Origin of the sequence: Neisseria animalis (assembly GCF_900636515.1) — a bacterium.
Classification (GTDB): Bacteria; Pseudomonadota; Gammaproteobacteria; order Burkholderiales; family Neisseriaceae; genus Neisseria; species Neisseria animalis.
Genome location: NZ_LR134287.1, coordinates 1,639,518 through 1,664,858 on the forward strand (window position 1 = coordinate 1,639,518; position 25,341 = coordinate 1,664,858).

At 52.5% G+C, this 25,341-nt stretch carries 20 protein-coding genes and 1 other RNA gene; 4 read left to right on the top strand and 17 right to left on the bottom strand.

The window, feature by feature from the left end; all coding sequences use genetic code 11:
* Positions 1–73: 73 nt before the first annotated feature.
* The gene (locus EL111_RS07615; protein ID WP_123794503.1) at positions 74–820 is read left to right on the top strand and encodes an amino acid ABC transporter permease; all 747 of its coding nucleotides are present in this window, start codon (positions 74–76) and stop codon (positions 818–820) included.
* 154 nt (positions 821–974) lie between these two features.
* On the top strand, positions 975–2,225 hold the full coding sequence (gene glyA, locus EL111_RS07620) for a serine hydroxymethyltransferase (RefSeq protein WP_123794504.1): 1,251 nt from the start codon (positions 975–977) through the stop codon (positions 2,223–2,225).
* Positions 2,226–2,847: 622 nt separating this feature from the next.
* Here the strand turns inward: glyA and EL111_RS07625 are convergent.
* The 6 genes from EL111_RS07625 to EL111_RS07650 form a co-directional block, all read right to left on the bottom strand.
* Positions 2,848–4,758 carry an alpha-amylase family protein gene (locus EL111_RS07625; protein ID WP_123794505.1) on the bottom strand — a complete coding sequence of 637 codons (1,911 nt, stop codon included), beginning with the start codon at positions 4,756–4,758 and terminating at the stop codon, positions 2,848–2,850.
* Positions 4,759–5,114: 356 nt separating this feature from the next.
* Entirely contained in the window at positions 5,115–6,413 is a 1,299-nt protein-coding gene (locus EL111_RS07630; RefSeq protein ID WP_123794506.1) for an adenylosuccinate synthase, read from the bottom strand.
* Between the two features lie 38 nt (positions 6,414–6,451).
* Positions 6,452–7,603: an ATP phosphoribosyltransferase regulatory subunit gene (locus EL111_RS07635; protein WP_123794507.1), complete on the bottom strand. Its 1,152-nt coding sequence runs from the start codon at positions 7,601–7,603 to the stop codon at positions 6,452–6,454.
* 277 nt (positions 7,604–7,880) lie between these two features.
* Positions 7,881–8,633 (bottom strand): 1-acylglycerol-3-phosphate O-acyltransferase, encoded by a 753-nt coding sequence (locus EL111_RS07640; protein WP_123794508.1) that lies wholly within the window; start codon positions 8,631–8,633, stop codon positions 7,881–7,883.
* 96 nt (positions 8,634–8,729) lie between these two features.
* Positions 8,730–9,557: a bifunctional DNA-formamidopyrimidine glycosylase/DNA-(apurinic or apyrimidinic site) lyase gene (gene mutM / locus EL111_RS07645; protein ID WP_123794701.1), complete on the bottom strand. Its 828-nt coding sequence runs from the start codon at positions 9,555–9,557 to the stop codon at positions 8,730–8,732.
* Between the two features lie 234 nt (positions 9,558–9,791).
* A complete protein-coding gene (locus EL111_RS07650; RefSeq protein WP_123794509.1) occupies positions 9,792–10,445 on the bottom strand; it encodes a class I SAM-dependent methyltransferase in 654 nt (217 codons plus the stop codon).
* A 194-nt stretch (positions 10,446–10,639) separates the two neighbouring features.
* Between EL111_RS07650 and EL111_RS07655 the strand changes: the two genes are divergently transcribed.
* Complete coding sequence (locus tag EL111_RS07655) at positions 10,640–12,619, top strand: lytic transglycosylase (protein ID WP_123794510.1); 1,980 nt, start codon at positions 10,640–10,642, stop codon at positions 12,617–12,619.
* Here the strand turns inward: EL111_RS07655 and EL111_RS07660 are convergent.
* The 8 genes from EL111_RS07660 to EL111_RS07695 all read right to left on the bottom strand — a co-directional run bounded on the left by EL111_RS07660 (position 12,616) and on the right by EL111_RS07695 (position 20,280).
* The gene (locus EL111_RS07660; RefSeq protein WP_123794511.1) at positions 12,616–12,867 is read right to left on the bottom strand and encodes a hypothetical protein; all 252 of its coding nucleotides are present in this window, start codon (positions 12,865–12,867) and stop codon (positions 12,616–12,618) included. The genes EL111_RS07655 and EL111_RS07660 overlap by 4 nt on opposite strands.
* 575 nt (positions 12,868–13,442) lie before the next feature.
* Positions 13,443–13,804, bottom strand: a transfer-messenger RNA (tmRNA) gene (gene ssrA, locus EL111_RS07665).
* Positions 13,805–13,914: 110 nt separating this feature from the next.
* Positions 13,915–16,191 carry a 5-methyltetrahydropteroyltriglutamate--homocysteine S-methyltransferase gene (metE, locus tag EL111_RS07670; RefSeq protein ID WP_123794512.1) on the bottom strand — a complete coding sequence of 759 codons (2,277 nt, stop codon included), beginning with the start codon at positions 16,189–16,191 and terminating at the stop codon, positions 13,915–13,917.
* 79 nt (positions 16,192–16,270) lie between these two features.
* Positions 16,271–17,167: a methylenetetrahydrofolate reductase gene (gene metF, locus EL111_RS07675; protein ID WP_123794513.1), complete on the bottom strand. Its 897-nt coding sequence runs from the start codon at positions 17,165–17,167 to the stop codon at positions 16,271–16,273.
* Positions 17,168–17,510: 343 nt separating this feature from the next.
* Positions 17,511–18,812 (bottom strand): MFS transporter, encoded by a 1,302-nt coding sequence (locus EL111_RS07680; protein ID WP_123794514.1) that lies wholly within the window; start codon positions 18,810–18,812, stop codon positions 17,511–17,513.
* A complete protein-coding gene (ccoS, locus tag EL111_RS07685; protein ID WP_123794515.1) occupies positions 18,809–18,988 on the bottom strand; it encodes a cbb3-type cytochrome oxidase assembly protein CcoS in 180 nt (59 codons plus the stop codon). Before ccoS ends, EL111_RS07680 begins: the two co-directional genes overlap by 4 nt.
* Complete coding sequence (locus EL111_RS07690; protein WP_123794516.1) at positions 18,988–19,305, bottom strand: HLGFF motif protein; 318 nt, start codon at positions 19,303–19,305, stop codon at positions 18,988–18,990. Before EL111_RS07690 ends, ccoS begins: the two co-directional genes overlap by 1 nt.
* A gap of 180 nt (positions 19,306–19,485) precedes the next feature.
* A complete protein-coding gene (locus EL111_RS07695) occupies positions 19,486–20,280 on the bottom strand; it encodes an inositol monophosphatase family protein (protein WP_123794517.1) in 795 nt (264 codons plus the stop codon).
* A 102-nt stretch (positions 20,281–20,382) separates the two neighbouring features.
* On the opposite strand from EL111_RS07695, the gene EL111_RS07700 reads away from it, so the two are divergent.
* On the top strand, positions 20,383–21,108 hold the full coding sequence (locus EL111_RS07700) for a 16S rRNA (uracil(1498)-N(3))-methyltransferase (RefSeq protein WP_123794518.1): 726 nt from the start codon (positions 20,383–20,385) through the stop codon (positions 21,106–21,108).
* 538 nt (positions 21,109–21,646) lie between these two features.
* Here EL111_RS07700 and EL111_RS07710 read toward each other — a convergent pair.
* The 3 genes from EL111_RS07710 to EL111_RS07720 all read right to left on the bottom strand — a co-directional run bounded on the left by EL111_RS07710 (position 21,647) and on the right by EL111_RS07720 (position 25,295).
* Positions 21,647–22,861, bottom strand: coding sequence for a hypothetical protein (locus tag EL111_RS07710; RefSeq protein ID WP_123794519.1), 1,215 nt, complete (start codon positions 22,859–22,861; stop codon positions 21,647–21,649).
* Positions 22,862–23,002: 141 nt separating this feature from the next.
* On the bottom strand, positions 23,003–23,623 hold the full coding sequence (locus tag EL111_RS07715; RefSeq protein ID WP_123794520.1) for an L-threonylcarbamoyladenylate synthase: 621 nt from the start codon (positions 23,621–23,623) through the stop codon (positions 23,003–23,005).
* A 130-nt stretch (positions 23,624–23,753) separates the two neighbouring features.
* On the bottom strand, positions 23,754–25,295 hold the full coding sequence (locus EL111_RS07720; RefSeq protein ID WP_123794521.1) for an L-lactate MFS transporter: 1,542 nt from the start codon (positions 25,293–25,295) through the stop codon (positions 23,754–23,756).
* Positions 25,296–25,341: the final 46 nt, after the last annotated feature.

A 25,341-nucleotide genomic window follows, 5' to 3' on the forward strand; every position in this document is an offset into this window, starting at 1 on the left:
TGCACTGCATACCCGCAGAGGCGGTTTTTCTGCCTCCGCCTGCGTTTGGCACACAATATTTTTAGAGTGGCTTATGGATTTCCGTTTCGACATTATTTATGAATACCGCTGGATGTTCCTTTACGGCGCGCTGACAACGCTGGGACTGACTCTCGCCGCTACTTTGGGCGGTACGGTACTGGGTTTGCTTGGCGCGCTGGCCCGGCTGGTAAGTTTTGAAAAAGGCAGTGCGCCCGTTCGCGCGGCGGCATGGGTGTTACGCAGCATTTCGGCGCTGTATGTTACACTGTTTCGCGGTACGCCGATGTTCGTACAGATTATTATTTGGTATTTCGTATGGTTTACCGCATTGGTCAACCCTACCGATGGTCTGATTATCAGCGGGGAAGCTGCGGTAGAACTCCGCCGCGAATACGGTGCGATTATTGCCGGCGTACTTGCTCTGGCAGTCAATGCCGGTGCATACATTACCGAAATTTTCCGCGCCGGCATCCAGTCTATCGACAAAGGCCAGCTCGAAGCCGCCCGTTCACTCGGCCTGAGCTATCCCCAAGCCATGCGTTATGTGGTTCTGCCGCAGGCTTTGCGCCGTATGCTGCCTCCGCTTGCCAACGAATTTATCACGCTCCTGAAAGACAGCTCCCTGCTTTCCACCATCGCAGTTGCCGAACTGCTGTATGTTCAGAAAACCATTTCCGGACGTTACTCCGTCTATGAGGAACCGCTGTACACCATCGCGCTGATTTACCTGCTGATGACTACCTGCTTGGGCTGGTTCTTCTCCCGCTTGGAAAAACGGTACAGCCCGCAACACCGCTAACCTTCTCAAAAGCCGTCTGACAATTTTGCAGACGGCTTTATCTATTTCGCATATCCGTTTCCACGGATAACATTGTTGACAATTTCAGCCGTTTTGATACATTATCGGCTGGTTATACACTTCCATTTTTCCGTTTACCCAAGGACGAAACAAGATGTTCTCAAAAAGCATTACCATCGAACAATACGATCCCGAATTGGCCGCAGCGATGGCTGCCGAAGTCAAACGCCAGCAAGACCATGTCGAGCTGATTGCCTCTGAAAACTACGTCAGCTGCGCCGTTATGGAAGCCCAAGGCTCGCAACTGACCAACAAATACGCCGAAGGCTATCCTGCCAAACGCTATTACGGCGGTTGCGAACACGTTGATGTGGCCGAGCAGTTGGCCATCGACCGCGTGAAACAACTGTTCGGCGCGGCATACGCCAACGTACAGCCGCACTCCGGCTCACAAGCCAACCAAGCGGTTTACGCTTCCGTATTGCAACCGGGCGATACCATCTTGGGCATGAGTCTGGCACACGGCGGCCACCTGACCCACGGTGCTTCCGTAAACATTTCCGGCAAACTCTACAACGCCGTTACCTACGGCTTGGACGAAAACGAAGTGCTGGATTACGCCGAAGTAGAACGTCTGGCGCTGGAACACAAGCCGAAAATGATTGTCGCCGGCGCATCTGCCTACGCCTTGGAAATCGACTGGGCGCGCTTCCGCGAAATCGCCGACAAAGTGGGCGCATATCTGTTTGTCGACATGGCGCACTATGCCGGTTTGGTAGCCGGCGGCGAATACCCGAACCCCGTGCCGTTTGCCGACTTCGTCACCACCACCACCCACAAAACCCTGCGCGGCCCGCGCGGCGGCGTGATTCTGTGCCGTGACAATACCCACGAAAAAGCCCTGAATTCCGCCATTTTCCCAAGCCTGCAGGGCGGCCCGCTGATGCACGTCATCGCCGCCAAAGCCGTTGCCTTTAAAGAGGCTTTGCAACCCGAATTCAAAGAATACGCCAAACAGGTGAAAATCAACGCGGCCGCCATGGCGGAAGAGTTGGTGAAACGCGGTTTGCGCATCGTATCCGGCCGCACCGAAAGCCACGTTTTTCTGGTTGACCTGCAACCGATGAAAATCACCGGCAAAGCCGCCGAAGCCGCTTTGGGCAACGCCCACATCACCGTGAATAAAAACGCGATTCCGAACGATCCGGAAAAACCGTTTGTTACCTCCGGCATCCGCATCGGTGCCGCCGCCATGACCACCCGCGGCTTCAACGAAGCCGATGCCCGAGTGTTGGCCAATCTGGTTGCCGACGTACTGGCCGCGCCGGAAGACGAAGCCGTATTGGCGCGCGTGCGCGAGCAGGTAACTGCTTTGTGTGAGAAAAATCCGGTTTACGGCGCGTAACCCGTATTCCATGATGGGTTGAGAAAATCAACCTAAAAGGCCGTCTGCAAAATGCTTTATCCATTTTGCAGACGGCCTTTTCAACAACTGTACGGTTATTCTGTTTAAATCAATATAAGCAGAATAGAAATTTCATACCTCAACATTCGGTTCAAAATCTGTTTGCTGTTGTATCGTCATTGAAAACACAGAAGATACGACCTTGCCAAACCTTACTCAGAGAACGCTTGCTTCGGCTGATGAAACAGCAAATCCGCCGAATCTTTTTACAGCGCATTACCGCATTCTGTGATGGGTTGAGAAAATCAACTTAAAAGGCCGTCTGCAAAATGATTTATCCATTTTACAGACGGCCTTTTCAAGAGCTGTACGATTGTTTTATAGTCATTTAAAATAAGAATGATACAGCGTTGCTTTGCCTTGCCGTACTATGTGTACTGTCTGCGGCTTCGCTGCCTTGTCTCATTCTTATTTTATTCGACTATATTTAACTCGATATAAGCAGCCGAACCGCACTGTCTGTGGCTTTGCTGCCTTGTTTCATTTAGTATTGCCCGACCATATTTGCCGCGCGCTTTATCCGAGTAAAGTCTGAGCCGGCAAATACCGGGAAATGATGCGTTTAGGCAATCTCCAACCACATCACTTGATACGGCTTCAACACCAAATCCTGATTTAATTTAACGGTTTCTCCGCTGATTAAATCTTTGACTTGTGCCGGCATGGCCTGCAGGGTATGCGCGGAAATGGTTTGGGCAAATTCGCTGAAGTTGCCAAACGCCAACAAGGCATTATTGCGGATATAGCCGATAATATGTTTGTTGTTGGTGTTGAACGTAACCAGACGGCCGCCGTCAAAACGCTTGTTGCTCTGGCGAATCTGAATCATATGGCGCAAGCCTTGGTAAATCTGCCCTGCCGTAGTGGATTCGTCATGCCGCTGACGGTACAGCGTTTCATTGTAACGCGGCCGGTGCGCCCAGCGGCTATCGTCTGCTTTATTGTGGTCGTTATACCAATCGTCATCATTGAGCGTGCCGACTTCGTCACTCAAGTAAATCAACGGCAACCCGCCGGTACTCAAGGCGATACTGTACAACAGCTTGATTCGGTCAACGGCATGGGGATCGTTTTGCGCCAAACCGGCCAATGCTGCCGCCGTACCGCTTACGCGGCAATCGCCTGTATTCGGGTTGAATTGGAAAGGTACGCCGCGCGCAAAACTGCCGTCGAAATGGTTCACAAAGAAACGGTTCAGGAATTGGCGGTGTCCGTAGCCGTGGATACCGAAATGGGCGGCATCTTCATCGGCAAACGTCCAACCAATATCATCGTGGCTGCGGACATAGTTCACCCAAGCAGTATGTTCGGGCAGGTTGTGACGGTAAGTCAATGCTTGTTGCAGCAGGTTGACTTCCCGCGTGGCCAGCGTATTCCAGAGCAAGGCCATTTGCAAGGGGTTGTAACCGATTTGACACTCATTTTGCCCGATATACTGCACTACTTCATCAGGGTGGACAATCGCTTCGGATTTGAAGAATACGGCAGGCGCGGCAATCCGCATCACGGCATTAAACGCACGAATCAGCGCGTGCGCCTGCGGCAGGCTTTCGCAAGTCGTACCCATCTGTTTCCAGATAAATGCCACCGCGTCCATACGCAGAATATCGACACCCAAATTGGCAAGGAACATCATTTCCCCCGCCATGGCATTGAATACCCACGGATTGCTGTAATTCAAGTCCCATTGGAAGGAATTGAAAGTCGTCCATACCCAGCGTCCGTCTTCAAGTTGCGAAAAACCGCCCGGGTGTTGGTCGGGGAAAATCTCGCGCAAGGTGCGGTCGTATTGGTCGGGCATCCAACGGTCGGGGAAGATATAGTAAAAGTTGTCGTACATCGGGTTGCCGGCGGCGCATTCGACAGCCCACTCATGCTCGTTTGACGTATGGTTGAAAATAAAATCAACCACCGTGGAAATGCCTGCCTCATGCAGGGCTTTGATGACATCGCGCAAGTCATCAATCGTGCCCAATGCAGGATTGACATCCCGATAGCTGCTCACGGCATAACCGCCGTCGCTTTTACCTTCAGGACATTTAAACAAGGGCATCAGGTGCAGATAAGTCAATCCCAACTCTTGGAAATATGGGATTTTGGCTTTCAGCCCCTGCAAATCGCCGGCAAACAAATCGACATAGCAAACGCCGCCAACCTGCTTGTGCGACAGAATCCAATCGGGATCTGCCTCGCGCGCCGCATCAATCGCTTTCAATGCTTTACCGCGTTTGGCATAGCTGTGCCAAGAATTGGAAACCAACTGCTCCAGCATCGGCAGCACGGCCTCGTTACTGCCGTACACATTGTCCAACTCGTACATCAGTTTGGGAAAATGCGTATGCAGACGGCCTTCAAACGCTTTCCAGTCTTCCGACTGTTCAATGCTCTTACGCTGCTCCGGCGTGTAAACCGACAAAGTGTGGTTTTTCAAATGCTGAAGGGTTAAATCGACCTGTTGGGTTTGGGTCAGCATGGTATCGGCTCCAATTCAAAAAGCTGACATCGTTTTTCCAGACGGCCTGTAAACCGCCCGAAATCCATATACACGGCAAAACAGTAGAAAAAAAGCCTGCGCCGCTGCGGCCGGCTTTAATCGACAATATTCTGCTGTAAAATTTTTCATTTCAGTCCGGCTATCATACTGCAAGAATGCTTTATTGCCTAGCCATGCGCCCAAACAGAATCCGTCTTCTTCCAACTGTTTTCCGGCTTGGGGAAGCATATCGGACTGGCACAAAAAAATAAAGCAAAACAGTCTGCCGCACACAACGCCCATATTCGGCGGAATATGTCAAAAAAGCCCCCGAAAGGGAGCTTCTTCCTAGCTGATTAAGCAAACGGATGATGCAGAACTATGGTTTCTTCGCGATCGGGGCCGGTCGAAACAATGGCCACCGGCGCACCGCATACTTCTTCAATGCGCTTCAAGTAGGCTTTGGCGTTTTCCGGCAGCTTGTCATATTCTTTAACACCGAATGTCGATTCGCTCCAGCCCGGCATGGATTCAAAAACCGGTTTGCACTGTGCCACCAAATCCGATCCCAACGGCAGAATATCTGTCCGACTACCATCAGGCAGTTCATAACCTACACAGATATTGATGGTCTCGATACCGTCCATCACATCGAGTTTGGTGATACACATGCCCGAAATACCGTTTACCTGAATTGAGCGTTTCAAAGCAGCCGCATCAAACCAACCGCAGCGGCGCGCACGGCCGGTTACCGAGCCGAACTCATGGCCGCGTTCCGCCAAACCTGCACCGATGTCGCAGAATAATTCGGTCGGGAAAGGACCGGAACCCACACGGGTCGTATAGGCTTTAACGATACCCAATACATAATCCAGCATTTGCGGACCAACACCCGCACCGGCAGAAGCCGCACCAGCCAAGCAGTTGGACGATGTGACAAACGGATAGGTACCGTAATCGATGTCCAACAGCGTGCCTTGCGCGCCTTCAAACAACAGTTTTTCACCTTTTTGGTGTTTGTCGTTCAACACGCGGGAAACATCGGTAATCATCGGCACGATGCGCGGGGCCACTTTTCTGATAACCGCCAACACATCTTCTGCTTTGACCGGCTCCGCATTGTGCAGGTGTTCCAGTTGCACGTTGTAATAAGCCAAAATCGCGTCCAGTTTTTCCGGCAGCGTATCCAAATTCAGCAAATCGCCGACGCGGATTGCACGGCGGGCAACTTTGTCTTCGTAAGCCGGGCCGATACCCCGTCCGGTTGTACCGATTTTGCTCTTGCCGCGCGAAGCCTCGCGTGCTTGGTCGAGCGCGATGTGGTAAGGCAGAATCAACGGGCAGGTCGGTGCGATTTTCAGACGGCCTTCTACGTTTTTCACGCCTGCCGCATTCAACTCATCGATTTCGCCCAACAAGGCTTCGGGAGAAACCACCACTCCCGAACCGATGAAGCAGTCCAACTGTTCATGCAGAATGCCACTGGGAATCAGGCGCAAAATGGTTTTCTTGCCGCCGACTACCAGCGTATGGCCGGCATTGTGTCCGCCTTGGAAACGAACCACACCGGTGGTTTCCTCCGCCAGCCAGTCCACAATTTTGCCTTTACCCTCGTCGCCCCATTGCGCGCCGATTACTACCACGTTCTTAGCCATAACATACAACCTTTTAAACAATAACTTTCAAACAATCGTCAAACTTCTACAACCTGCCAAATGCCGTCTGTATTTTGCAGACGGCCTGCAACCTCGTTCGATCCGTTGTAATCAATACCGTAATCTACCACCACACATTGACCTTGCGCCCGCAATTCTTCAATCGCCTCTCCGGCTGCCGCAACATCTTTCCAATCGACGACAACGACCGACTGCCTCTCGATGGCCGGCAAGCGTCCGATAAAAGTTCGCAAATCGAAGCTGAATCCGGTCGCCGGACGGGAGCGGCCGAAATATCTGCCCAAGCCGTCGTACCGCCCGCCCCGCGCCACCGCGTCGTGGCTCTTGTCTCCGTAAGCCGCATACAGCAGGCCGGTATGGTAATTGTCTACGCGCAGTTCCGACAAATCGATGTGTACCGCGCGTTCCGGGAATGCATCGCATACCGCCTGAAGCTCGTCCAGCGCGCTGCCTACGGCAAACAAATCCGGCAACTGCGCGCGCGCCTCTACCAACACTTCTCTGCCGCCGTACAAAGTCGGCAACAGGGCAAACGCTTTCGCCCACATACCGTCGAGCTGCCATGCTTTAACCAATACGCGTACTGCTTCAGCATCTTTGTCCTGCATCAGCGCCAACAGTTGCGCCGACTGTTCGCCGTCCAAATTCGCCGCTTGCGCCAATGCGCGGAACACGCCGATGTGTCCGAGCGACAACAGCACTTCACCTATATCGGCAACCACCATGCTTTTCAACATCAGGTCTATCAACTCGATATCCGCTGCAATATCGGCAAAACCGTACAGCTCCGCCCCCACTTGCAGCGGCTCGCGCGTACTCAGGAAACCGTCCGGACGGGCGTGTAAAACCGAACCTGCATAACACAGGCGGTTGATGCCGTTATTGGCCGAAAGCAGGTGTGCGTCAATCCGCGCCACTTGGGGAGTAATGTCGGCACGGATGCCGAGCTGGCGTCCGCTGATTTGGTCGGCCACCCGAATGGTTTTCAGCGACAAACCCGCATCGATTTGGGTCAGCAGCGAACTGCTGTACTCCATCAACGGAGGCTGAACCAATTCGTAGCCGTGTACGCGGAACAATGCCAAAAGCTGCTCGCGCGCACTTTCCAACTGCCGCGCCGTTGTCGGCAGCACATCGGCGACGTGTTCGGGTAATTGCCAAGACTGCATGAAGATACCTTTTAAATTTTCAAACACCAATCGAACGCAAAAAGGCTGTCTGACTGAAGTTTTGCAGACGGCCTTTTTTGTTCTCCGCCTTGCATTCCGCCCTTTCGGCGGTTTCTCCTCCCGCCTTGCGGCAGGTTGTTCCGATTTCAGTCAAACAGCCCCGTATGACGGCACAAACCGCCGAGTTATTAAAACCAAACTTTAACATAAAACCGCAGAAAGCCAAATAAAAATTGACAATTTTCCCGCAAAGGCCGTCTGCAAAATGCCCTGTTGCCTACTCTGCCACTTTGGCGCGCACAAAAGATTCCGCCATGTCTTTCAGCGCATAACGGTCTTTCCCCGCGTAGTCCTCAGGCATAATCGGCGGCGCGAAATCCAAACGGATCCGTATCTGTTTCATCGACACAATCCGCCACAACGACACCGCCAGATTGACATCCGCATAGGAAGGCACGGTAGAACGCCGCCCTTCTCCGTCATAATAGCGCAATGCCGCCACCTGAACAGGCGCGGAAGCGTCCAGCGCAGACTGGAACAATGCGGCTTTAAACGGCAGCACGTTTTCTCCGGAAGAGGTACGCGCTTCGGGGAAAAAGCTGACGTTGCGCCCCGAACGCAATGCTGCGCCCATTGCTTGATTGATGGGTTCTATATCACGGCGCGATTCCCGATTGATAAACACCGTTCCCGCATTTTTACCCATTTTCCCCAAAACAGGCCAAGTGCTGATTTCCTGTTTGGCGATAAAACTGCTCGGACATACCGCGCTCATGGCAAAAATATCCAGCCAAGAGACATGATTGGCCACTACCAGCGTTCCCTTGCGGGAGGATTGCAGCGTATCGGTTTCCAGCTCGATGTCCAACGCCGCCAGCGCACCCCTGCCCAGCGTAACCAACGCTTCTTCCCGCTGCCGCTCGTTACTGCCGTCCAAACTGCCTAGGTTTCTGCCCGTCCGGTAGAGCCAGCGACACAAACGCAGCAAACGGCTCAAGCGTGTGGCAAACGATGCTTTTTGTGAAGTCATAAACAATTCTTTTTATATTACGGGTTTAATCAAATATTACTCAAACATACGGCGCACGGGCAATTTTACAGACGGCCTGACAGGGTCTTGCCGTACTTATTTCTGGCAAACAGCGCAATAAAACGTCCCCCGCTGGCCGATAATGCTTTTTTCCACAGGCGTACCGCAACGGCGGCAAGCCTCACCCGCACGCCCGTACACCATATATTCTTGTTGGAAATAACCGCTTTTACCGTCGCTGTTGACAAAATCGCGCAAAGTGCTGCCGCCTGCCGCGATTGCCCTGCCCAATACGTCTTTTACCGTTGCAGCCAATGTTTCACACTCCTGCTCGGAAAGAAGGTTTGCCGGACGGTAGGGAGAAATGGCGGCTTCAAACAAACTTTCATTCGCATAAATATTGCCCACTCCGACCACCAACGCATTATCCATCAAGGCGGTTTTCACGGCTTTTTTCTGCTTCTGCAGCGCACGGTACAGGTATCCGCCGTTGAAATCCGGCGACAACGGCTCCGGGCCTGCATTGTGCAGCAGCGGGTGGTATTCCGCCGCCCCCTCGTACCATAAAACCGCACCAAACCTGCGCGGATCGCGATATACCAGCAATGTGCCGTCTGCAAAAACAATATCGACGTGGTCGTGTTTGTCGGGCGCACCCGCCCTCTCATCGCCGGCAGTAAAAATTCTCAAGCTGCCCGACATACCCAAATGAATCAGCAGACAACCCGTCTGAAAACGGATAATCAGGTATTTTGCCCGACGGCTGCATTCGAGAACGGTCTGCCCCTTCAAAATTTCCGCCAAGTCGGGATGTACCGGCCAACGCAGCTTGGGCTGGCGTACGGTTACGCGGTAAACGGTTTTACCGGTAATATGCGGCTCGATACCGCGTAAAGTTGTTTCCACTTCCGGCAATTCGGGCATAATCATTCGCTCAAAAAAGTTATCATACAAAATGCAGACGGCCTTATCCGCTTTACCGCAACTCAACCAAGCATCATACAGCGTTGCCGCGCCCTGCTCAAAAACAGGCCGGTTCAGGCTGCCGAAACCGCATTCCTGTACTGTCAATATCGTCTGCGGCTTTACTGCATGGTCTCATTTTGGGTTATCCGACAATATTTCAAACCCATGCCGTCTGCAAAATACACCATCCGCTCAATCCGGCACGCGCGCCGCACCCAATACCAACACTTCTTCCATTTGCGTTTCACATTCCGGCAAAAGATGTACGCCCGCCGCCTGCTTCACCAGCACCAAACCGTACACCGCCGCACATTGCGGCCACCAGCGGTCGCCCGCCTTTTCCAAAAACTGCCAAAAACGCAAGGCCGAAAGGCTGCCTGCCGCCGGCACATACACCATGAATTTACCGTATTCTATGCTGAAACCCAAGGCTTCCGCGTGTTGCTTCAATTCAGACAGCGATAGACAATGCTCGCGCCGCGGCAGCCGTTTGCCATCGAACCAACGGCTGAAATACCATAAAGAATGCGGATTAAAACCTGTTAATACCAATCTGCCGCCCACTTTCAACACGCGCGCGGCTTCAGCCAGCGCCAACAACGGGCAGCCTGCATATTCATGAGTGTGCGGCATCAGCAACATATCTAGAGAACGGTCGGCCCATGCCGTTGCACAAACCGCCATCTCCACATCTTCCGGAACATATATAATCTGTTCGGACGGCCTCAACCAACGGGCACCCAGCTGTACGGCCAGTTGCTTTTTCTGCGGCACATGGCTGTCAAAAAATGCTTTTTCCTTTTCTGCCGCATAACGCCCTGCTGCTGTGTACTCAAACCACTGCATTCCTCACTCCCGTCCGCATCCGTCCGAACCGGCAAAATCTACCGCACCATTATAATCTCTTTCTGCACCTTTCCAACACTTACACCGCGCCCGCTGCAAATATTCCCCGGTAAACTTGACGATACGCCCGCCCGCACATTACCATCGAAAGATTAAATTTTCCCTATATTATCGATATTTAATTAGCTTTTCCTATGGCAAAATTCAAAACCATTGCATTAACCCTGTCCGGCTTATCCGTATTCTCCGTCGCACACATTCAGGCAGCACCCGCCTCCCCCAACCAAGTCGGCATGGCGATGATGCGTCTGAACGCCTCGCTGTTCGATCAGGCGAAAGCACAAACATTCGGTTCGGGCAGCCTGTGGGCATCATTGAGCAAAAACTTCCGCATGCACGAAGTCAACCCCGAAATCGTCCGCCGGCACGAAAACCGTTTTGTCAGCGGCAGCGCCTATTTTGACCGCACCATCAACCGCGGTAAGCCCTATATGCACCATATTGCAACCGAAGTAAAAAAACGCAATATGCCGGCAGAAATCGCCTTACTGCCATTTATCGAAAGCGCATTTGTTACCAAAGCCAAATCACACGTCGGCGCATCGGGCCTGTGGCAGTTTATGCCTGCAACCGGCCGCCAATACGGCCTCGAGCGCACCGCATTATATGACGGACGGCACGATGTCTATGCCGCCACCGACGCTGCTTTGAACTATTTGGAATACCTGCACGGACTGTTCGGCGACTGGTCTTTGGCACTGGCTGCCTACAACTGGGGCGAGGGCAACGTCGGCCGCGCCATCAACCGCGCCCGCGCACAAGGCTTGGAACCTACCTACGAAAACCTGCGTATGCCGAACGAAACCCGCAACTACGTTCCCAAACTGCTGGCCGTCCGCAACATCGTTGCCAATCCGCAGTCATTCGGCATAAACGTTAGCGAAATCAAAGACCGCCCCTACTTCAAAGCCTTAACTTTGGACAAACCGATCGACCAAAGCGCCATCACACGCTTGGCAGGCATCAGCGAAAGCGAATTTCTGGCACTCAACCCCGCTTTCAACGCACCGGTATTTATCCCGAAAGCCAACCGCAAACTCCTGTTGCCCGCTTCCGCAGTCGATACGTTTGAAAAAAATTACCGCAATGCCGACCCCGACAGCCTGCTGTCATGGGACATCTACACCCCGTACAGCAAAACCAGCCTGAGCAGCATCGCAGCTGAAACCGGCATGAGCATTGCCGAAATCAAACGCTTAAACGGCATCAGCAGCAACACCCTTTCCGCAGGCCGCAGCATATTGGTGGCCAAAAACACAGCTGGCAGCAAACCCGCTGCTTCCAACATCGACTTTATCAGCAACACCAGCGATTTCGCACCGGAAATATCCACCTTGGCAGCCGCTCCGCTTGAAAACACACCAAACTCCGGCGCAGCAATTGCCACCCTTATCAAGCCTGACAACTTGCCGAGTGTAACACCGGACATCATCGACCTGACCCGCCCGAGCGAAACCGCCGCACAAACCGACAGCTTCCCGCAGGAAAGCCCGTATAGCGAACAAACGCCGAAACAAATCGCTACCCTCCTGCCACAACCTACCCCACTTGACGCGGCCATCAGCGAACCGCTGCCCCTGCCTACCCAAGGCCGTCTGCAAAATGACGAAGCAGCCGACTCACTGATGCAGTTGGCAGACGGCCAAATCATGCAACACAATGCCGCCGAAGCCGTCCGCGAAGCCATCGAACAGGCTGACGCACGCGAAGCCGCCGCTCGCGCACGCGCAGAAACCCGCGCCCGTCAGCAACGGCGCAGCGAAGCACGTCTGGCACGCGCCCGCACCGCCACCGTACCCAACGGAATGCACCGCGTTGCCGAAGGCGATACCCTGTTCAACATCGCCCAACGCTACAACCTGAGCGTAGCCGATTTGATTGTGACCAACAACATCAAAGGTAACAATATCCGTACCGGCCAAATCCTGAACGTCGCCGCCGCGCCTGCCCAAGCCGTATCAAATACGCGCAACGTATCCTATACCGTAAGAAAAGGCGACACGCTGAACACCATTGCCAACCGCTTCAATGTCGAAGTCAACGACATCCGCCGTTGGAACAAAAACACCCGAACAGTCAGCCCCGGACAGCGTTTGAAACTGATGGGCAGCTAATCTCTACTGTCCATTCCATTCCGCCTAGAAAAGGCCGTCTGCAAAATATACAGACGGCCTTTTCTATATTCGACAACCGATACCTTATTGGCATAGCCGTTTGACACAACATGATACAGCGTTGCCCCCTCCTCCAAAGAGATGGTTTGGAAACCGCAAATCCGCCACATCACGAACTGCACAAATTCTCCCACCATTCCCGCCCGCGCGTGGAAGCATAGCGGACTTGTACAGCTAATGACCAACATCTGGCAATTTTCTATTTACAGAATGAGTTACCGTTTTATAGTCGAATAAAATAAGAATGAGACAAGGCAGCGAAGCCGCAGACAGTACACATAGTACGGCAAGGCAAAGCAACGCTGTATCATTCTTATTTTAAATGACTATACAATACTATCCAACCCGTTTCCCAAACAACTGTATTACTCTGTGTCAGATAACTACAATAAAAGAAATACCACCGCCTCATACAAAATATAACCGCCCCCATTTACGAAGCAAATACAGCATTACCGTTTCAAAGTATAGTCGAATAAAATAAGAATGAGACAAGGCAGCGAAGCCGCAGACAGTACACATAGTACGGCAAGGCAAAGCAACGCTGTATCATTCTTATTTTAAATGACTATAAAAAGATATTTGAACAAACTGCCAAATCATCAAACTTCGCAAACAATCCAATGTGCCAAATTTTGTGCCAACGGTATACCTGACTCAGACCGTCCCATTCCCAACAGACAACTTTACACCAAAGAAAAACCGCTAAATCTTTGAAAATTTAGCGGTTTTGGTGTTCTAGACAACTCTGGAATATGGTGTTTGGTGGAGGCGGGGGGAATTGAACCCCCGTCCGAAAGTCCTCTACAAAGCGTTCTACATACTTAGTTGTGTCTATTTGAAATCTTATTTTCCTCGCGCCGACCAACAGGCTTTTGGAAAACCAGTTACCTTAAATCTCATTTCCTGCCAAGTAACCCGACAGAAAACCAGTCAATGTAAAATGACGTTGCGGTAGCCTAAACTACACAGCCCATTGACCAACTGCTGCAACGGCAGGCCTTAAGCGGCCAGTGCGTAAGTTTCGTCGTTTGCGACTATTTTCGTTCAGTGTTTTACGGGAATCTGAGACCCCGGTATGCCCGCATCTGCTTCGCAACCCCCGTCGAAACCAAGATCGCCCCCAGATAGGAAAGTGCGATTATACGCGTGTTTGGGGGATTTGCAAACGGACTGTGCGAAAAAGCCGTCTGCAAAATGCCAAATTTACAGACGGCCTTTCTTCATTTATCCGCTTATCCCACCAGCTCTTTACGCAGCTTGCGGGTAACGTTCATCATGGCTTGCAGCTGCTCGACGGTTTCTTTCCAACCGCGTGTTTTCAAGCCGCAGTCCGGGTTTACCCACAAACGCTCTACCGGCACCACTTCCGCCGCTTTGCGCAGCAGATGTTCGATTTCCGCTTCGGTCGGTACGCGCGGGCTGTGGATGTCGTATACGCCCGGCCCGATGTCGTTGGGATATTCGAACTCGCCGAATGCGGTCAGCAGTTCCATATCGGAGCGCGACGTTTCGATGGTGATTACATCGGCATCCATAGCGGCAATGGCGGGCAGGATGTCGTTAAACTCGGAATAACACATATGGGTGTGGATTTGCGTGCTGTCTTCGCAGCCTGTCGACGACAGGCGGAAGGCTTCGCCCGCCCAGGCCAGATAGGCATCCCAATCGGCGCGTTTCAGCGGCAGACCTTCGCGGATGGCGGGTTCGTCAATCTGAATCACTTTGATGCCTGCTTTTTCCAAATCCAATACTTCGTCATTCAATGCCAAGGCGATTTGTTTGCACACGGTGGCGCGCGGAATGTCGTTGCGCACGAAAGACCATTGCAGAATCGTTACCGGACCGGTGAGCATGCCTTTCATCGGGCGTTTGGTCAGGCTTTGCGCGTAGGTTGACCACGCTACGGTCATCGCGTTCGGGCGGCTGACATCACCGAAGATAATCGGCGGTTTCACGCAGCGGCTGCCGTAGCTTTGCACCCAGCCGTATTGTGTGAAGGCAAAGCCGCTCAACAGCTCGCCGAAGTATTCCACCATGTCGTTGCGTTCGGCTTCGCCGTGTACCAACACGTCGATGTCCAGCTTTTCCTGCTCTTCCACCACCAGTGCGATTTCTTTTTTCATTGCCGCTTCGTAGTCGGCAGCACTCAGTGCGCCTTTTTTAAACGCGGCACGGGCTTGGCGGATTTCGGTGGTTTGCGGGAACGAACCGATGGTGGTGGTCGGCAGCGCGGGCAGGTTCAGCCATGCCTGTTGTGCTTTGATGCGCTCGGCAAACGGTGATTTGCGCCGGTCGGCATCGGCAGGCAGCTCTGCGAGGCGGCGGGCTACGTCGGCACGGTGGATTTCGGTGCTGGCGGCACGCGATTCGGCGGCAGCGCGGCTGGCGGCAAGTTCGGCGGCAACTGTTTCGCGGCCTTGGTTCAGCGCGGTTTTCAAAACGCGCAACTCGTCGGTTTTCTGCAGGGTGAATGCCAGCCATGAATACAAATCGGGCTTGCCGGCTTTCAGTTTTTCTTCCACCGACAAATCATAAGGCGTGTGCAGCAGCGAGCAGGAGCTGGAAATCCACAAACGCTCGCCCAGTTTCGCTTTCAAAGGCTCCAAAACGGCCAATACTTTTTCCAAATCGGCACGCCAGATGTTGCGTCCGTCGATTACACCGGCAGACAAAACTTTGCCGTAGTCGGCAAACGCGTCCAGCTGCTCGGGGGCGCGTACCAAGTCGATATGCAAGCCGTCAACCGGCAATTCTTTCAGACGGCCTGCGTGTTCGGCAACCGAGCCGAAATAAGTCGAAAGCAGGATTTTGGCGTTGGCTTGGCTCAAGGCAGCATAAGCAGTTTCATACGCGTCCAGCCATTCCTGCGGCAAATCCACCGCCAGCGCAGGCTCGTCGATTTGAATCCATTCCGCACCGGCCTCTGCCAAAGCAGTCAGGATGCCAACGTAAACCGGCAGCAGTTTCGGCAGCAAATCCAAACGGTTGAATGCGGTCTTGCCTTTTTCTTTACCCACCCACAGGAAAGTCAGCGGGCCGACGATGGTCGGTTTGGCATTCAAGCCCAATGCTTTGGCTTCTTGCAGCTGCTGCACATAATGCGCGGCATTGGCTTTGAATTCGGTGTCGGCGTGAAACTCAGGCACGAGGTAGTGGTAATTGGTATCGAACCATTTGGTCATTTCGATGGCGAATTGGTCTTTATTGCCGCGCGCCAGTTGGAAATACTGTTCCAAAGTCAGGTTTTGGCTGTCGAAGCCGAAACGCGCCGGAATCGCGCCGGTCGCCACCTGCAAATCCAAAATGTGGTCGTAAAACGTAAAATCACCGACGGCAACGAAATCGGCAGCGGCTGCGGCCTGATGCTTCCAGTTTTTCTCACGCAGGCCTTTGGCCACTTCCAACAACTCTTGCCCGCTGATTTCTTTGCGCCAGTATTTTTCTTGGGCAAATTTCAATTCGCGGAATGCGCCGACGCGCGGGAATCCTGAAAAATGTAAAGTAGTCATGGTCATTCTCCTGTTGAAATCAAAATATCCGAATCTGTTTCAAAATCTTTCTGAGGCCGTCTGTAAAACATAAGGCCGGTCATGCCGCATCTGCCTGCGGGCGCACGCCCAAGATATGGCAGATGGCGTAAGTCAGCTCACTGCGGTTTAAGGTGTAGAAATGGAAGTCTTTTACGCCCTCGCGCGACAATACCTTCACCATATCGCTGGCCACGCTGGCGGCCACCAGGTTCCTCGTGCCTTGGTCGTGATCCAAACCGTCATACATCCGCGCCAGCCAGCTCGGGATTTTGACATTGGTCACTTTCGCCATTTTGCCCAATTGTCTGAAATTGGTTACCGGCAAAATGCCCGGCACGATTTCGGCATCAATGCCCACCGCTACGCAGCGGTCGCGGAATCGCAGATAGCTTTCCACATCGAAGAAAAACTGGGTAATCACATGGCTGGCGCCGGCATCGACTTTGCGTTTCAAATTAATCAGATCGGCCTGTGCCGATTTGGCCTCGGGGTGCACTTCCGGATACGCGGCCACCGAAATTTCAAAATCGGCCACATCGCGCAGCAAGGCCACCAAGTCCGATGCGTAAAACGGCTCTTTTGCCTGATAACCCGCCGGTTCGTCGCCGCGCAGGGCGACAATGCGGCGGATGCCGCTGTTCCAATAATCTTGTGCAATCCGGCGCAATTCTTCCGGCGCGGCATCGATGCCGGTCAGGTGCGGCGCGGCTTCGATGCCGGTTTGACGCTTGATGTTTTTCACAATATCGTGCGTCCGCGCCCGCTCGCCGGAGTTGGCACCGTAGGTAACGGAAACGAATTTCGGGTTCAGCACTTTCAAACGGTCGACCGAGTTCCAAAACATCGCAGCCATTTGCTCGTTTTTCGGCGGGAAAAACTCAAACGAGACATTGATGTCGCTGCCCAATTCAGCCAAATTATGATTCAGCGCATTAATTTCTTTTGCATAGCTCATGATGTTTCACCTCTCCAACGGCTTTATTGCTTTGTTGTTTGAGTGATATTAAATCCGCCAAGATTATGAGTCAATTTATAAATTTTACAGATAAATATTAATTTTATTCATATTAAAATAATGGTAAAAATTCAAAAAATAAAATTTACCTGTTTAAAATAAATGAGTTATATAAAAAGGCCGTCTGTAAAATACCTATATTTTTACAGACGGCCTTTTAAAATAATTTGATTTGAACCGATAAACCCTGCTTGAGCACTCATGAAAAATTTATCGGGAAATATGAATAAAATCAATACAACCGCCTGAAAAGCAGACGGCTGTCGAGTCGATACATGCTGTATTATCTGCCCAAAATATTCCGCACAAACCGAGGTTCGCGCTTGATGAGATACCACATCAACGGCACATTGCCCAAGGCAACAATCAGATACAGCAAGGTAATGCTGTCGAACAGCATCAGCAATACCGCGCTCAATACGGCGGCGCATACCATAAATACGCCGTTGACAATATTATTGGCGGCAACGGCATGGGCGCGGAAAGTTTCACTGGAGGCCGTCTGCAACCAAGTATAAAGCGGCACGGAGAAAAAGCCGCCGAAAAAGCCGATGAGCAGCATCACCAGCATTACCGGATAAGCGTTACCCTGCGATAAAAACCACATGATCCCGTTTAACTCGTGAAAACGCTGCCCGTGTGTCAACCATACCAGCAGCAAGCCGCAAACCGTCAGCCCCATTGTTCCGAACGTTACCAAGCCCAACACCAAGCGTTCGCGGCTGAATTTGGCACACAATACCGAACCGGCCGCAATGCCGATGGAAAACAATGCCAACATCAAGTTGAACACATTATCGTTGCCGCCGAGATGGATTTGGGTAAACGTCGGCAGCTGGGTGGTATAAACCGAACCGACAAACCAAAACCATGAAATACCGATGATTGCGGTGAATACCGGCTTTTCCGCCACCGCTTCGCGCATCAATGCCGCCGTACCCTTGGCAATATTCGCCTCAATTTTGATTTGCGACACTTTTGCCGGTACAGACGGCATAAACAAACTCGCCAATGTTCCGGCCGCCGCAACGGCCAACACAATCATACCGACAATATGCGGCGGAATACCGGCAACGGCCGTACCCAAAATCTGCCCGAACAGAATCGCCAAAAACGTACCCGATTCAATCAGGCTGTTGCCCATCATCAACTCTTTATCGTTGAGATAATCAGGCAAAACAGCATATTTGAGCGGGCCGAACAGCGTTGATTGCGTGCCCATGCAAAACAGGCAAAACAGCAGCAACGGCGCCGATTGGATATAAAAACCGAATGCCGCGGCCGCCATCACCGCAATCTCCAACACCTTAATCCAACGCGCCAAAACCGCCTTGTCAAATTTGTTGCTCAACTGCCCGGACAATGCGGAAAACAGAAAATACGGCAAAATAAACAACAACGCCCCCAAATTCAGCATCTGGCTGGGCGGCAGCATATCGTTTTGTCCCAAACCGTAAAAGCTGATCATCACAAACAGCGCGGTTTTGAACACATTGTCATTAAATGCGCCGAGAAACTGGGTGGCAAACAGCGGCGCGAAACGGCGGCTGGTTTGGAAACTCAAATAATCTTTTTTTACACTCATTGCGGCTCTTTATCATTCGGCTGTCGGTGTGCCGTAGAATCATCGTCCATCAGGATACGGTGTGCGGGCCCTTCCAAATCATCAAATTGGCCACTTTTGCCCGACCACCAGAAAAAATAGCCGATAATCAACGCCAACAGAATACTCATCGGTATCAGAATAAACAAACTTTCCATTACATTGTTCCCGTCAAATCATTCAACACCAACACCTGTCCCCCCACCGTCAGATACTCGTTGCGGATACTGCCGATATTGTATTCCCCGTCAAACAGCTCCACCCGATCTTTTACAATCCGCCACGACAACGGCGCTTCCACCGACTGCAACGGCTCAAGCACCGCTTCTGCCGCACGGTCGGAAGAAGGCTGCTCCCGTTGCAGCTTCACAACGAAACTGCCGCTCTGCGGCTGATCCTGCCATTCCTCGTCGCCTGCCATCACCAAAAAACCCAAATGATCGCCCGTTTGGGTATGAATACTGAAATAATTCATGACAAACTGCCTTTAAACACAACGGAAAGCCGTCTGCAAAACCAACCATCTGATTTGCAGACGGCCTATCCTCAAAAAATAACAACCGATACAAGGCAGCACAGCGCCGACAACACGAATACCACCGACACCGCCGCCATCGACATTCCCCAACTGCCCGTCTTAACTTCCGATACCCGATTACTGGTTATCGCGTATCCACTTAATCCAACGCTCAAACAAATCCGGCTCCAGCGCGGCAATCACCGAGCGTTTGAACACATGCTCCCCGCTCCAAAAGTCATCGCCCTCCAGCGTACTCAAACAACCGCCCGCTTCTTCAAAAATCAACGCCCCTGCCGCATAGTCCCACAGCTTCTGCCCGCCGTGCACATACACATCATAACGCCCCGAAGCCAGATAACACCAATCCAGCGTACTGCTGCCCATACTGCGTATCGTACCGAACGGCGCGAGCGTATTCATACGGCTGGAAAGTTTGCCCGAACGCAGATATTTGATTTCCACGCCCGCAATCGCCTCATTCAACTGCTTCTTTACCCGGCGCAACGGCAGCTGCGTACCGTTCAAAAACGCCCCTTCCCCGCTGGCCGCATAAAAACATTCCCCGCTGACCGGATTGTAAATCACACCGTATTGCGCGCGCCCGTGCTTCACATAGGCAACGGAAATCGCAAAATGCGGTAAGCCGTTGATAAAATTATTCGTACCGTCTATCGGATCGACAATCCACAAACCATCGTCTTGGGAATGCAGCCGCCACAAGTCCGTCTGTTCGCGCGCCGTCATTTCCTCGCCCAACATCGGGCTGTCGGCAATCAGCGGCAAGGCCGCAGCAAACGCACGCTGTGCCGCCAAATCCGCCTCACTGAGCATACTGCCATCGTCTTTGAGGTAAGACGGCGTATTCAAAAAACGCGGCATCACCTCGGTTTGAGCAATATGGCGCACCACGTTTTGCAGTTGGTATAACACTTTTTATCCTTAAAATATTGCTATTTCAGCACGAAAACGCCATCATATCGGCATTTATCCCGTACTTTTCCGCACATTATACGCCAACACGGACGAAACACTATGCCCCGCTTCTATCTGAATGCGCCGCTTGCTGCCGGACAGGCACTCGACCTGCCCGACAACATCGTGCGTCATCTCAACGTCTTACGCATGAAACCCGATGAAGACATCACGCTGTTCAACGGCAACGGCAAGGCTTATCCCGCCAAATTATACAATTTGGAAAAACGCCGTGCCGCCGCCGAAATCCTGCGGGAAGAAACGCAAAACAACGAATCGCCGCTCGACATTACGCTGATACAGTCCGTATCCAGCGGCGAACGCATGGATTTCACCCTGCAAAAAAGCGTCGAACTCGGCGTTGCCGCCATTCAGCCCGTTATCAGCGAACGCTGCGTGGTACGGCTGTCGGGGGGGCGCGCCGACAAACGTGTTGCCCGCTGGCAGGAAATTGTCATTTCCGCCTGCGAACAAAGCGGACGCAATACCGTTCCGCAAGTATTGCCGCTATGCTCTTTACAGACGGCCTTGGCGCAAATGCCGTCTGCAAAAACCAAGCTGCTGATGAGTTTGAACCGCGCTCAAACCCTCAAGCAGATTACGCCGTCTGCAGACGGCATCATCTTTATGGTCGGCCCCGAAGGCGGCTGGACGGCGCAAGAAGAACAGCAAGCGTTCGATAGCGGCTTTCAAGCCGTTACTTTGGGCAAGCGTGTTTTGCGTACCGAAACCGCCTCCCTCGCCGCCATTGCCGCCATGCAGACCTTGTGGGGAGATTTCGTCTAATCGCCTGATTGTCTGATTGCCCGACTGTCGTAATATATAGTCGAATAAAATGAGAATGAGACAAGGCAGCGAAGCCGCAGACAGTACAGATAGTACGACAAGGCAAAGCAACGCAGTATCATTCTTATTTTAAAAGACTATACAGACGGCATCCAATCCCAAACCGCCTCCCAAACAAACCTGCTATCTCCCCTTTCCACCCGTTTCTGCCGGCACAAGCAAACAAAAAGGGAAAAACGGCCGTCTTTCCCTTTCTGGCTTTATTTGATGGTCGGAGAACGCATGAAGACAATCCAACCGCAAGCAATACGGAGCGGCGGCGTACGACACCGACAACTCAATCAAGCTCCCCTGCTTCGGCAAGGTGCGGCAACACCGTCTTATTCCGTGTCAAATATAGTCGAATAAAATAAGAATGAGACAAGGCAGCGAAGCCGCAGACAGTACACATAGTACGGCAAGGCAAAGCAACGCTGTATCATTCTTATTTTAAATGACTATAACCATATTTTGCAGACGGCATTACCGCCCGCTTGGTTTAATCGCTGAGGTTTTTCCTTCTTTTTGCAGCCTCACCGGCTTCTTCCATCGACTGCTTCAACTCTTCCCAAGTAATCACTTTGCCGGCTTGCGGACGGAAAGTAAATTCCGGCTTGCCATAGCGGTCATACACCGTTTCCGAAACCACATTCAGCGCCAGCTTGCCGCCGTTTGCCTGCACATATTGGCGTGCGGCTTTCAAACGGCCTTTACGGTCGAAATACAAATCGTTGTACAGCGGACTGCCCAGCATTTTCTCCATGCTGAACGGCAATGCCTGCGGATTGATCCTATCCGCCAAAAATTGACGTACCGTCTCATACCCCTGCGGATAAGTACCGCGCTCAGGTGTTTGCTGCAAACGGTTCATTTCCGCATCGAATACTTCGGCAAAACGCTGCGCCATCAGTTTTCGGTTGTGGCTGTCCAACACATAATGCACGCGGTAACGTGCGCCGTGTTTGCTGCCGAACGCATCCATTTTTTCCAGCGTATAGGCTTCGGGCGGCAGCGCGCCGAAAGACGCGGCATTGGCTTTCAACAAGGCTTCGGCGGCATGATTCAGCGGCAGCCCTGTGCGGATTTCTTCGGGAAGCAATACTTTCAGCGGCTCGTCCACCAAGCGGCGGCGCATGGGTTCTTCGACAAAAAAGCCGGTAATCAGCGGGAAGGTAGCGGGAAAATCGACGGTCAGGCTGAAATCGTTGCCGTCCAGCAGCATCGGAAACGATACGCGGTGGTATTCATTGCGGTTGTCCAACTCCAACACCGGTACGACTTCAACTTTCTTACGGCTCAAATCCACCGCCCCACTGTATTTGAACTTGGCATTGCTCAAATACGCCTGAGCCCCCTGATAGGCCTGCAACATATCCGCCGCCTTGCCGCCGATGTTGTTCACTTCCCTCAACATCTCCAAACGGGACAAGGCTTCATAGTCTGCCATGCTGTCCCATTGCTTATCGGCAAGCGTTTCTTCGTTTTCCGGCTCGTGTCTTGCCTGAAACGGGCGGGCTGCCACCTGCTTCACAATGCCTTGCCCCGTCGGGCTGGTATAAGCACGCAGTTCGCCGTTGAAGTTGAAACTGTAATCCTGTTTCAACAGTCGGTTTTGTGAAATTTGAACCATTTCCCGCGCCGACTTGCCGTCCAACGAAGTACACGCGCTCAAACCGAATGCGGCTGCCAAAACAAACAATAAAGGGCGTTTCATCACTTTCTCCTTTGTTTTAAATGTTTTAAAAATATTCTTAGCCAACCATACCGGCTTGAGCCATCACCGTACAAGGCCGTCTGCAAAATGCACCGGTGTCGGCAATTTGCAGACGGCCTGTCGCCAAACCGTTTCAAGCAGTTACAAACCAAACAACGACTTATCGCCTTTCCCTTCGCGGATTAATTCCGTGCCGTCGGTCATATCGATAACAGTAGTCGGTTCCGTACCGCACCAACCGCCGTCAATCACCAAATCCACCGAATGTTCCAAACGGTCGCGGATTTCGTAAGGATCGGTCAACGGCTCTTCATCTTCCGGCAGCATCAAGGTACAACTCAACATCGGCTCGCCCAATTCGGCCAGCAAAGCCAGCGCAATGGTATTTTCAGGAACGCGCAGACCGATGGTTTTACGCTTGGGGTGCAGCGTACGGTTAGGTACTTCTTTGGTCGCCTGCAAAATAAAAGTATAGCTGCCGGGCGTAGCGGCCTTGAGCTGGCGGAACTGGCTGTTGTCCACCTTGGCATAAGTACCCAACTCGCTCAAATCGGCACACATCAGCGTAAGATGGTGGCGTTGGTCGATTTTGCGAATATCGAGAATTCTTTCCATCGCATTTTTCTCGCCAAGACGGCAACCGAGCGCATAACAGGAATCGGTAGGATAAACAACCACACCGCCGTTGCGAACAATATCTGCCGCCTGCTTAATCAAACGCTCTTGCGGGTTATCGGGGTGAATGGCGAAAAACTGTGCCATGATATGAATCCTTACTGCTGTTTTATCGTAAAACCGACATTGTAAAACTTATTGATTGGAAATACAAAAAAGCCGTCTGCAAAATGTACCCGTGTCGGCAATTTGCAGACGGCTTTTGAATATTCGTTTGTCAGCGGAATAAATCAAGTGCCTTCACAAACACCATCACCACGCCGTAAACCAGCGGAATGCCCACCAACGCCCACCGCCACCATACGCCGAAGCCGCCGCGCGAAACATTCTCACTGATTAAATAAGCATCGGATACCGCCGTTTCATCATCGGGATTGCCGCTGTACGCCGCCGCTGCCACATCTTTTTCATGGTGTTTCTCATGCACGGCCTTCACACACAGATTACACAGCAAGCCCAGCAGCAGCAAAGCCGCCATGATATACATGGTGACGCTGTATGCCTGCGCCGCGGGTACGCCGCTGTCAATCTGGCTTTGGCGGATATAGTTGACCAATACCGGGCCGATAACCGCCGCAGTTGACCAGGCCAGCAGCAGACGGCCGTGAATCGCGCCGACTTGGTAAGTGCCGAACAAATCCTTCAAATAAGCGGGAATCGCGGCAAAACCGCCGCCGTACATCGACATAATCACGCAAAAGCCCGCTACAAACCACACTTTGTTACCGCTCCCGCCAATCGACGGCACAGCAAAATACAGCAGCGAACCGAGAACGAAAAACACGGTATAAGTATTCTTGCGGCCGATTTTATCCGACACGCTCGACCACACAAAACGCCCGCCCATATTAAACAGGCTCAGCAGGCTGACAAAGCCCGCCGCCGCACCCGCACCGATTGCCGCCTGCCGTCCCACCGAAGCCTCGGAAAACAGCTCCTGAATCATCACCGATGCCTGACCCAACACGCCGATACCGGCGGTCACATTCAGGCACAACACCCAAAACAGCAGCCAAAACTGCGGCGTTTTCATGGCCCGGTTCACATTCACATGATTGCTGCTGACCAACTTGCCGCCGGCTTTCGGCGCGACATAACCCTCCGGTTTCCACCCCTCGGCAGGCACGCGGATGGTAAACGCGCCGAACATCATCAGGGCGAAATAAAACACCGCCAACACCCAAAATGTCTCGGCCACGCCCACCGAAGAGGCATCCGCAAAATGGTTCATCAAAGCCACCGACAAAGGCGAAGCCAGCATCGCGCCGCCGCCGAAGCCCATAATCGCCAAGCCTGTCGCCATACCCGGCTTGTCGGGAAACCACTTCATCAGCGTGGATACCGGCCCGATATAGCCCAAGCCCAAGCCGACACCGCCGATAACCCCGTTGCCCAGATACAGCAAAACCAGATTGTGCGTACTCACGCCGAGTGCCGACACGACAAAGCCCAAAGCAAAACAGCAGGCCGCAACAAACATCGCCTTGCGCGGGCCGACACGCTCCATCCAAGTGCCGAACAGAGCCGCCGACGCGCCCAATACCGCCAGCGCGATACTGAAAATCCAACCTACCGTCGTCAGCCGCCAGTCGTCAGGAGCAGATTCGGTAATGCCGATTACTTTGGTCAGCGGCGCGTTAAACACCGAATAAGCATAAATCTGGCCGATGGACAAATGCACCGCCAACGCGGCAGGCGGCACCAGCCAACGGTTGAAACCCGGCTTGGCAACTGTGGCCTCACGGTCTAAAAACTTCATAATTACCTCGGATAATAAAGAGAACGGAACTTCTGTTTTGCAGACG

What these genes read in the sequence shown, in the direction of transcription:
- EL111_RS07615 (WP_123794503.1), top strand. Translation starts at nt 74, where the DNA reads ATGGATTTCCGTTTCGACATTATTTATGAATACCGCTGGATGTTCCTT.
- glyA (WP_123794504.1), top strand. Translation starts at nt 975, where the DNA reads ATGTTCTCAAAAAGCATTACCATCGAACAATACGATCCCGAATTGGCC.
- EL111_RS07625 (WP_123794505.1), bottom strand. Translation starts at nt 4,758, where the DNA reads ATGCTGACCCAAACCCAACAGGTCGATTTAACCCTTCAGCATTTGAAA.
- EL111_RS07630 (WP_123794506.1), bottom strand. Translation starts at nt 6,413, where the DNA reads ATGGCTAAGAACGTGGTAGTAATCGGCGCGCAATGGGGCGACGAGGGT.
- EL111_RS07635 (WP_123794507.1), bottom strand. Translation starts at nt 7,603, where the DNA reads ATGCAGTCTTGGCAATTACCCGAACACGTCGCCGATGTGCTGCCGACA.
- EL111_RS07640 (WP_123794508.1), bottom strand. Translation starts at nt 8,633, where the DNA reads ATGACTTCACAAAAAGCATCGTTTGCCACACGCTTGAGCCGTTTGCTG.
- mutM (WP_123794701.1), bottom strand. Translation starts at nt 9,557, where the DNA reads ATGCCCGAATTGCCGGAAGTGGAAACAACTTTACGCGGTATCGAGCCG.
- EL111_RS07650 (WP_123794509.1), bottom strand. Translation starts at nt 10,445, where the DNA reads ATGCAGTGGTTTGAGTACACAGCAGCAGGGCGTTATGCGGCAGAAAAG.
- EL111_RS07655 (WP_123794510.1), top strand. Translation starts at nt 10,640, where the DNA reads ATGGCAAAATTCAAAACCATTGCATTAACCCTGTCCGGCTTATCCGTA.
- EL111_RS07660 (WP_123794511.1), bottom strand. Translation starts at nt 12,867, where the DNA reads ATGTTGGTCATTAGCTGTACAAGTCCGCTATGCTTCCACGCGCGGGCG.
- metE (WP_123794512.1), bottom strand. Translation starts at nt 16,191, where the DNA reads ATGACTACTTTACATTTTTCAGGATTCCCGCGCGTCGGCGCATTCCGC.
- metF (WP_123794513.1), bottom strand. Translation starts at nt 17,167, where the DNA reads ATGAGCTATGCAAAAGAAATTAATGCGCTGAATCATAATTTGGCTGAA.
- EL111_RS07680 (WP_123794514.1), bottom strand. Translation starts at nt 18,812, where the DNA reads ATGAGTGTAAAAAAAGATTATTTGAGTTTCCAAACCAGCCGCCGTTTC.
- ccoS (WP_123794515.1), bottom strand. Translation starts at nt 18,988, where the DNA reads ATGGAAAGTTTGTTTATTCTGATACCGATGAGTATTCTGTTGGCGTTG.
- EL111_RS07690 (WP_123794516.1), bottom strand. Translation starts at nt 19,305, where the DNA reads ATGAATTATTTCAGTATTCATACCCAAACGGGCGATCATTTGGGTTTT.
- EL111_RS07700 (WP_123794518.1), top strand. Translation starts at nt 20,383, where the DNA reads ATGCCCCGCTTCTATCTGAATGCGCCGCTTGCTGCCGGACAGGCACTC.
- EL111_RS07710 (WP_123794519.1), bottom strand. Translation starts at nt 22,861, where the DNA reads ATGAAACGCCCTTTATTGTTTGTTTTGGCAGCCGCATTCGGTTTGAGC.
- EL111_RS07715 (WP_123794520.1), bottom strand. Translation starts at nt 23,623, where the DNA reads ATGGCACAGTTTTTCGCCATTCACCCCGATAACCCGCAAGAGCGTTTG.
- EL111_RS07720 (WP_123794521.1), bottom strand. Translation starts at nt 25,295, where the DNA reads ATGAAGTTTTTAGACCGTGAGGCCACAGTTGCCAAGCCGGGTTTCAAC.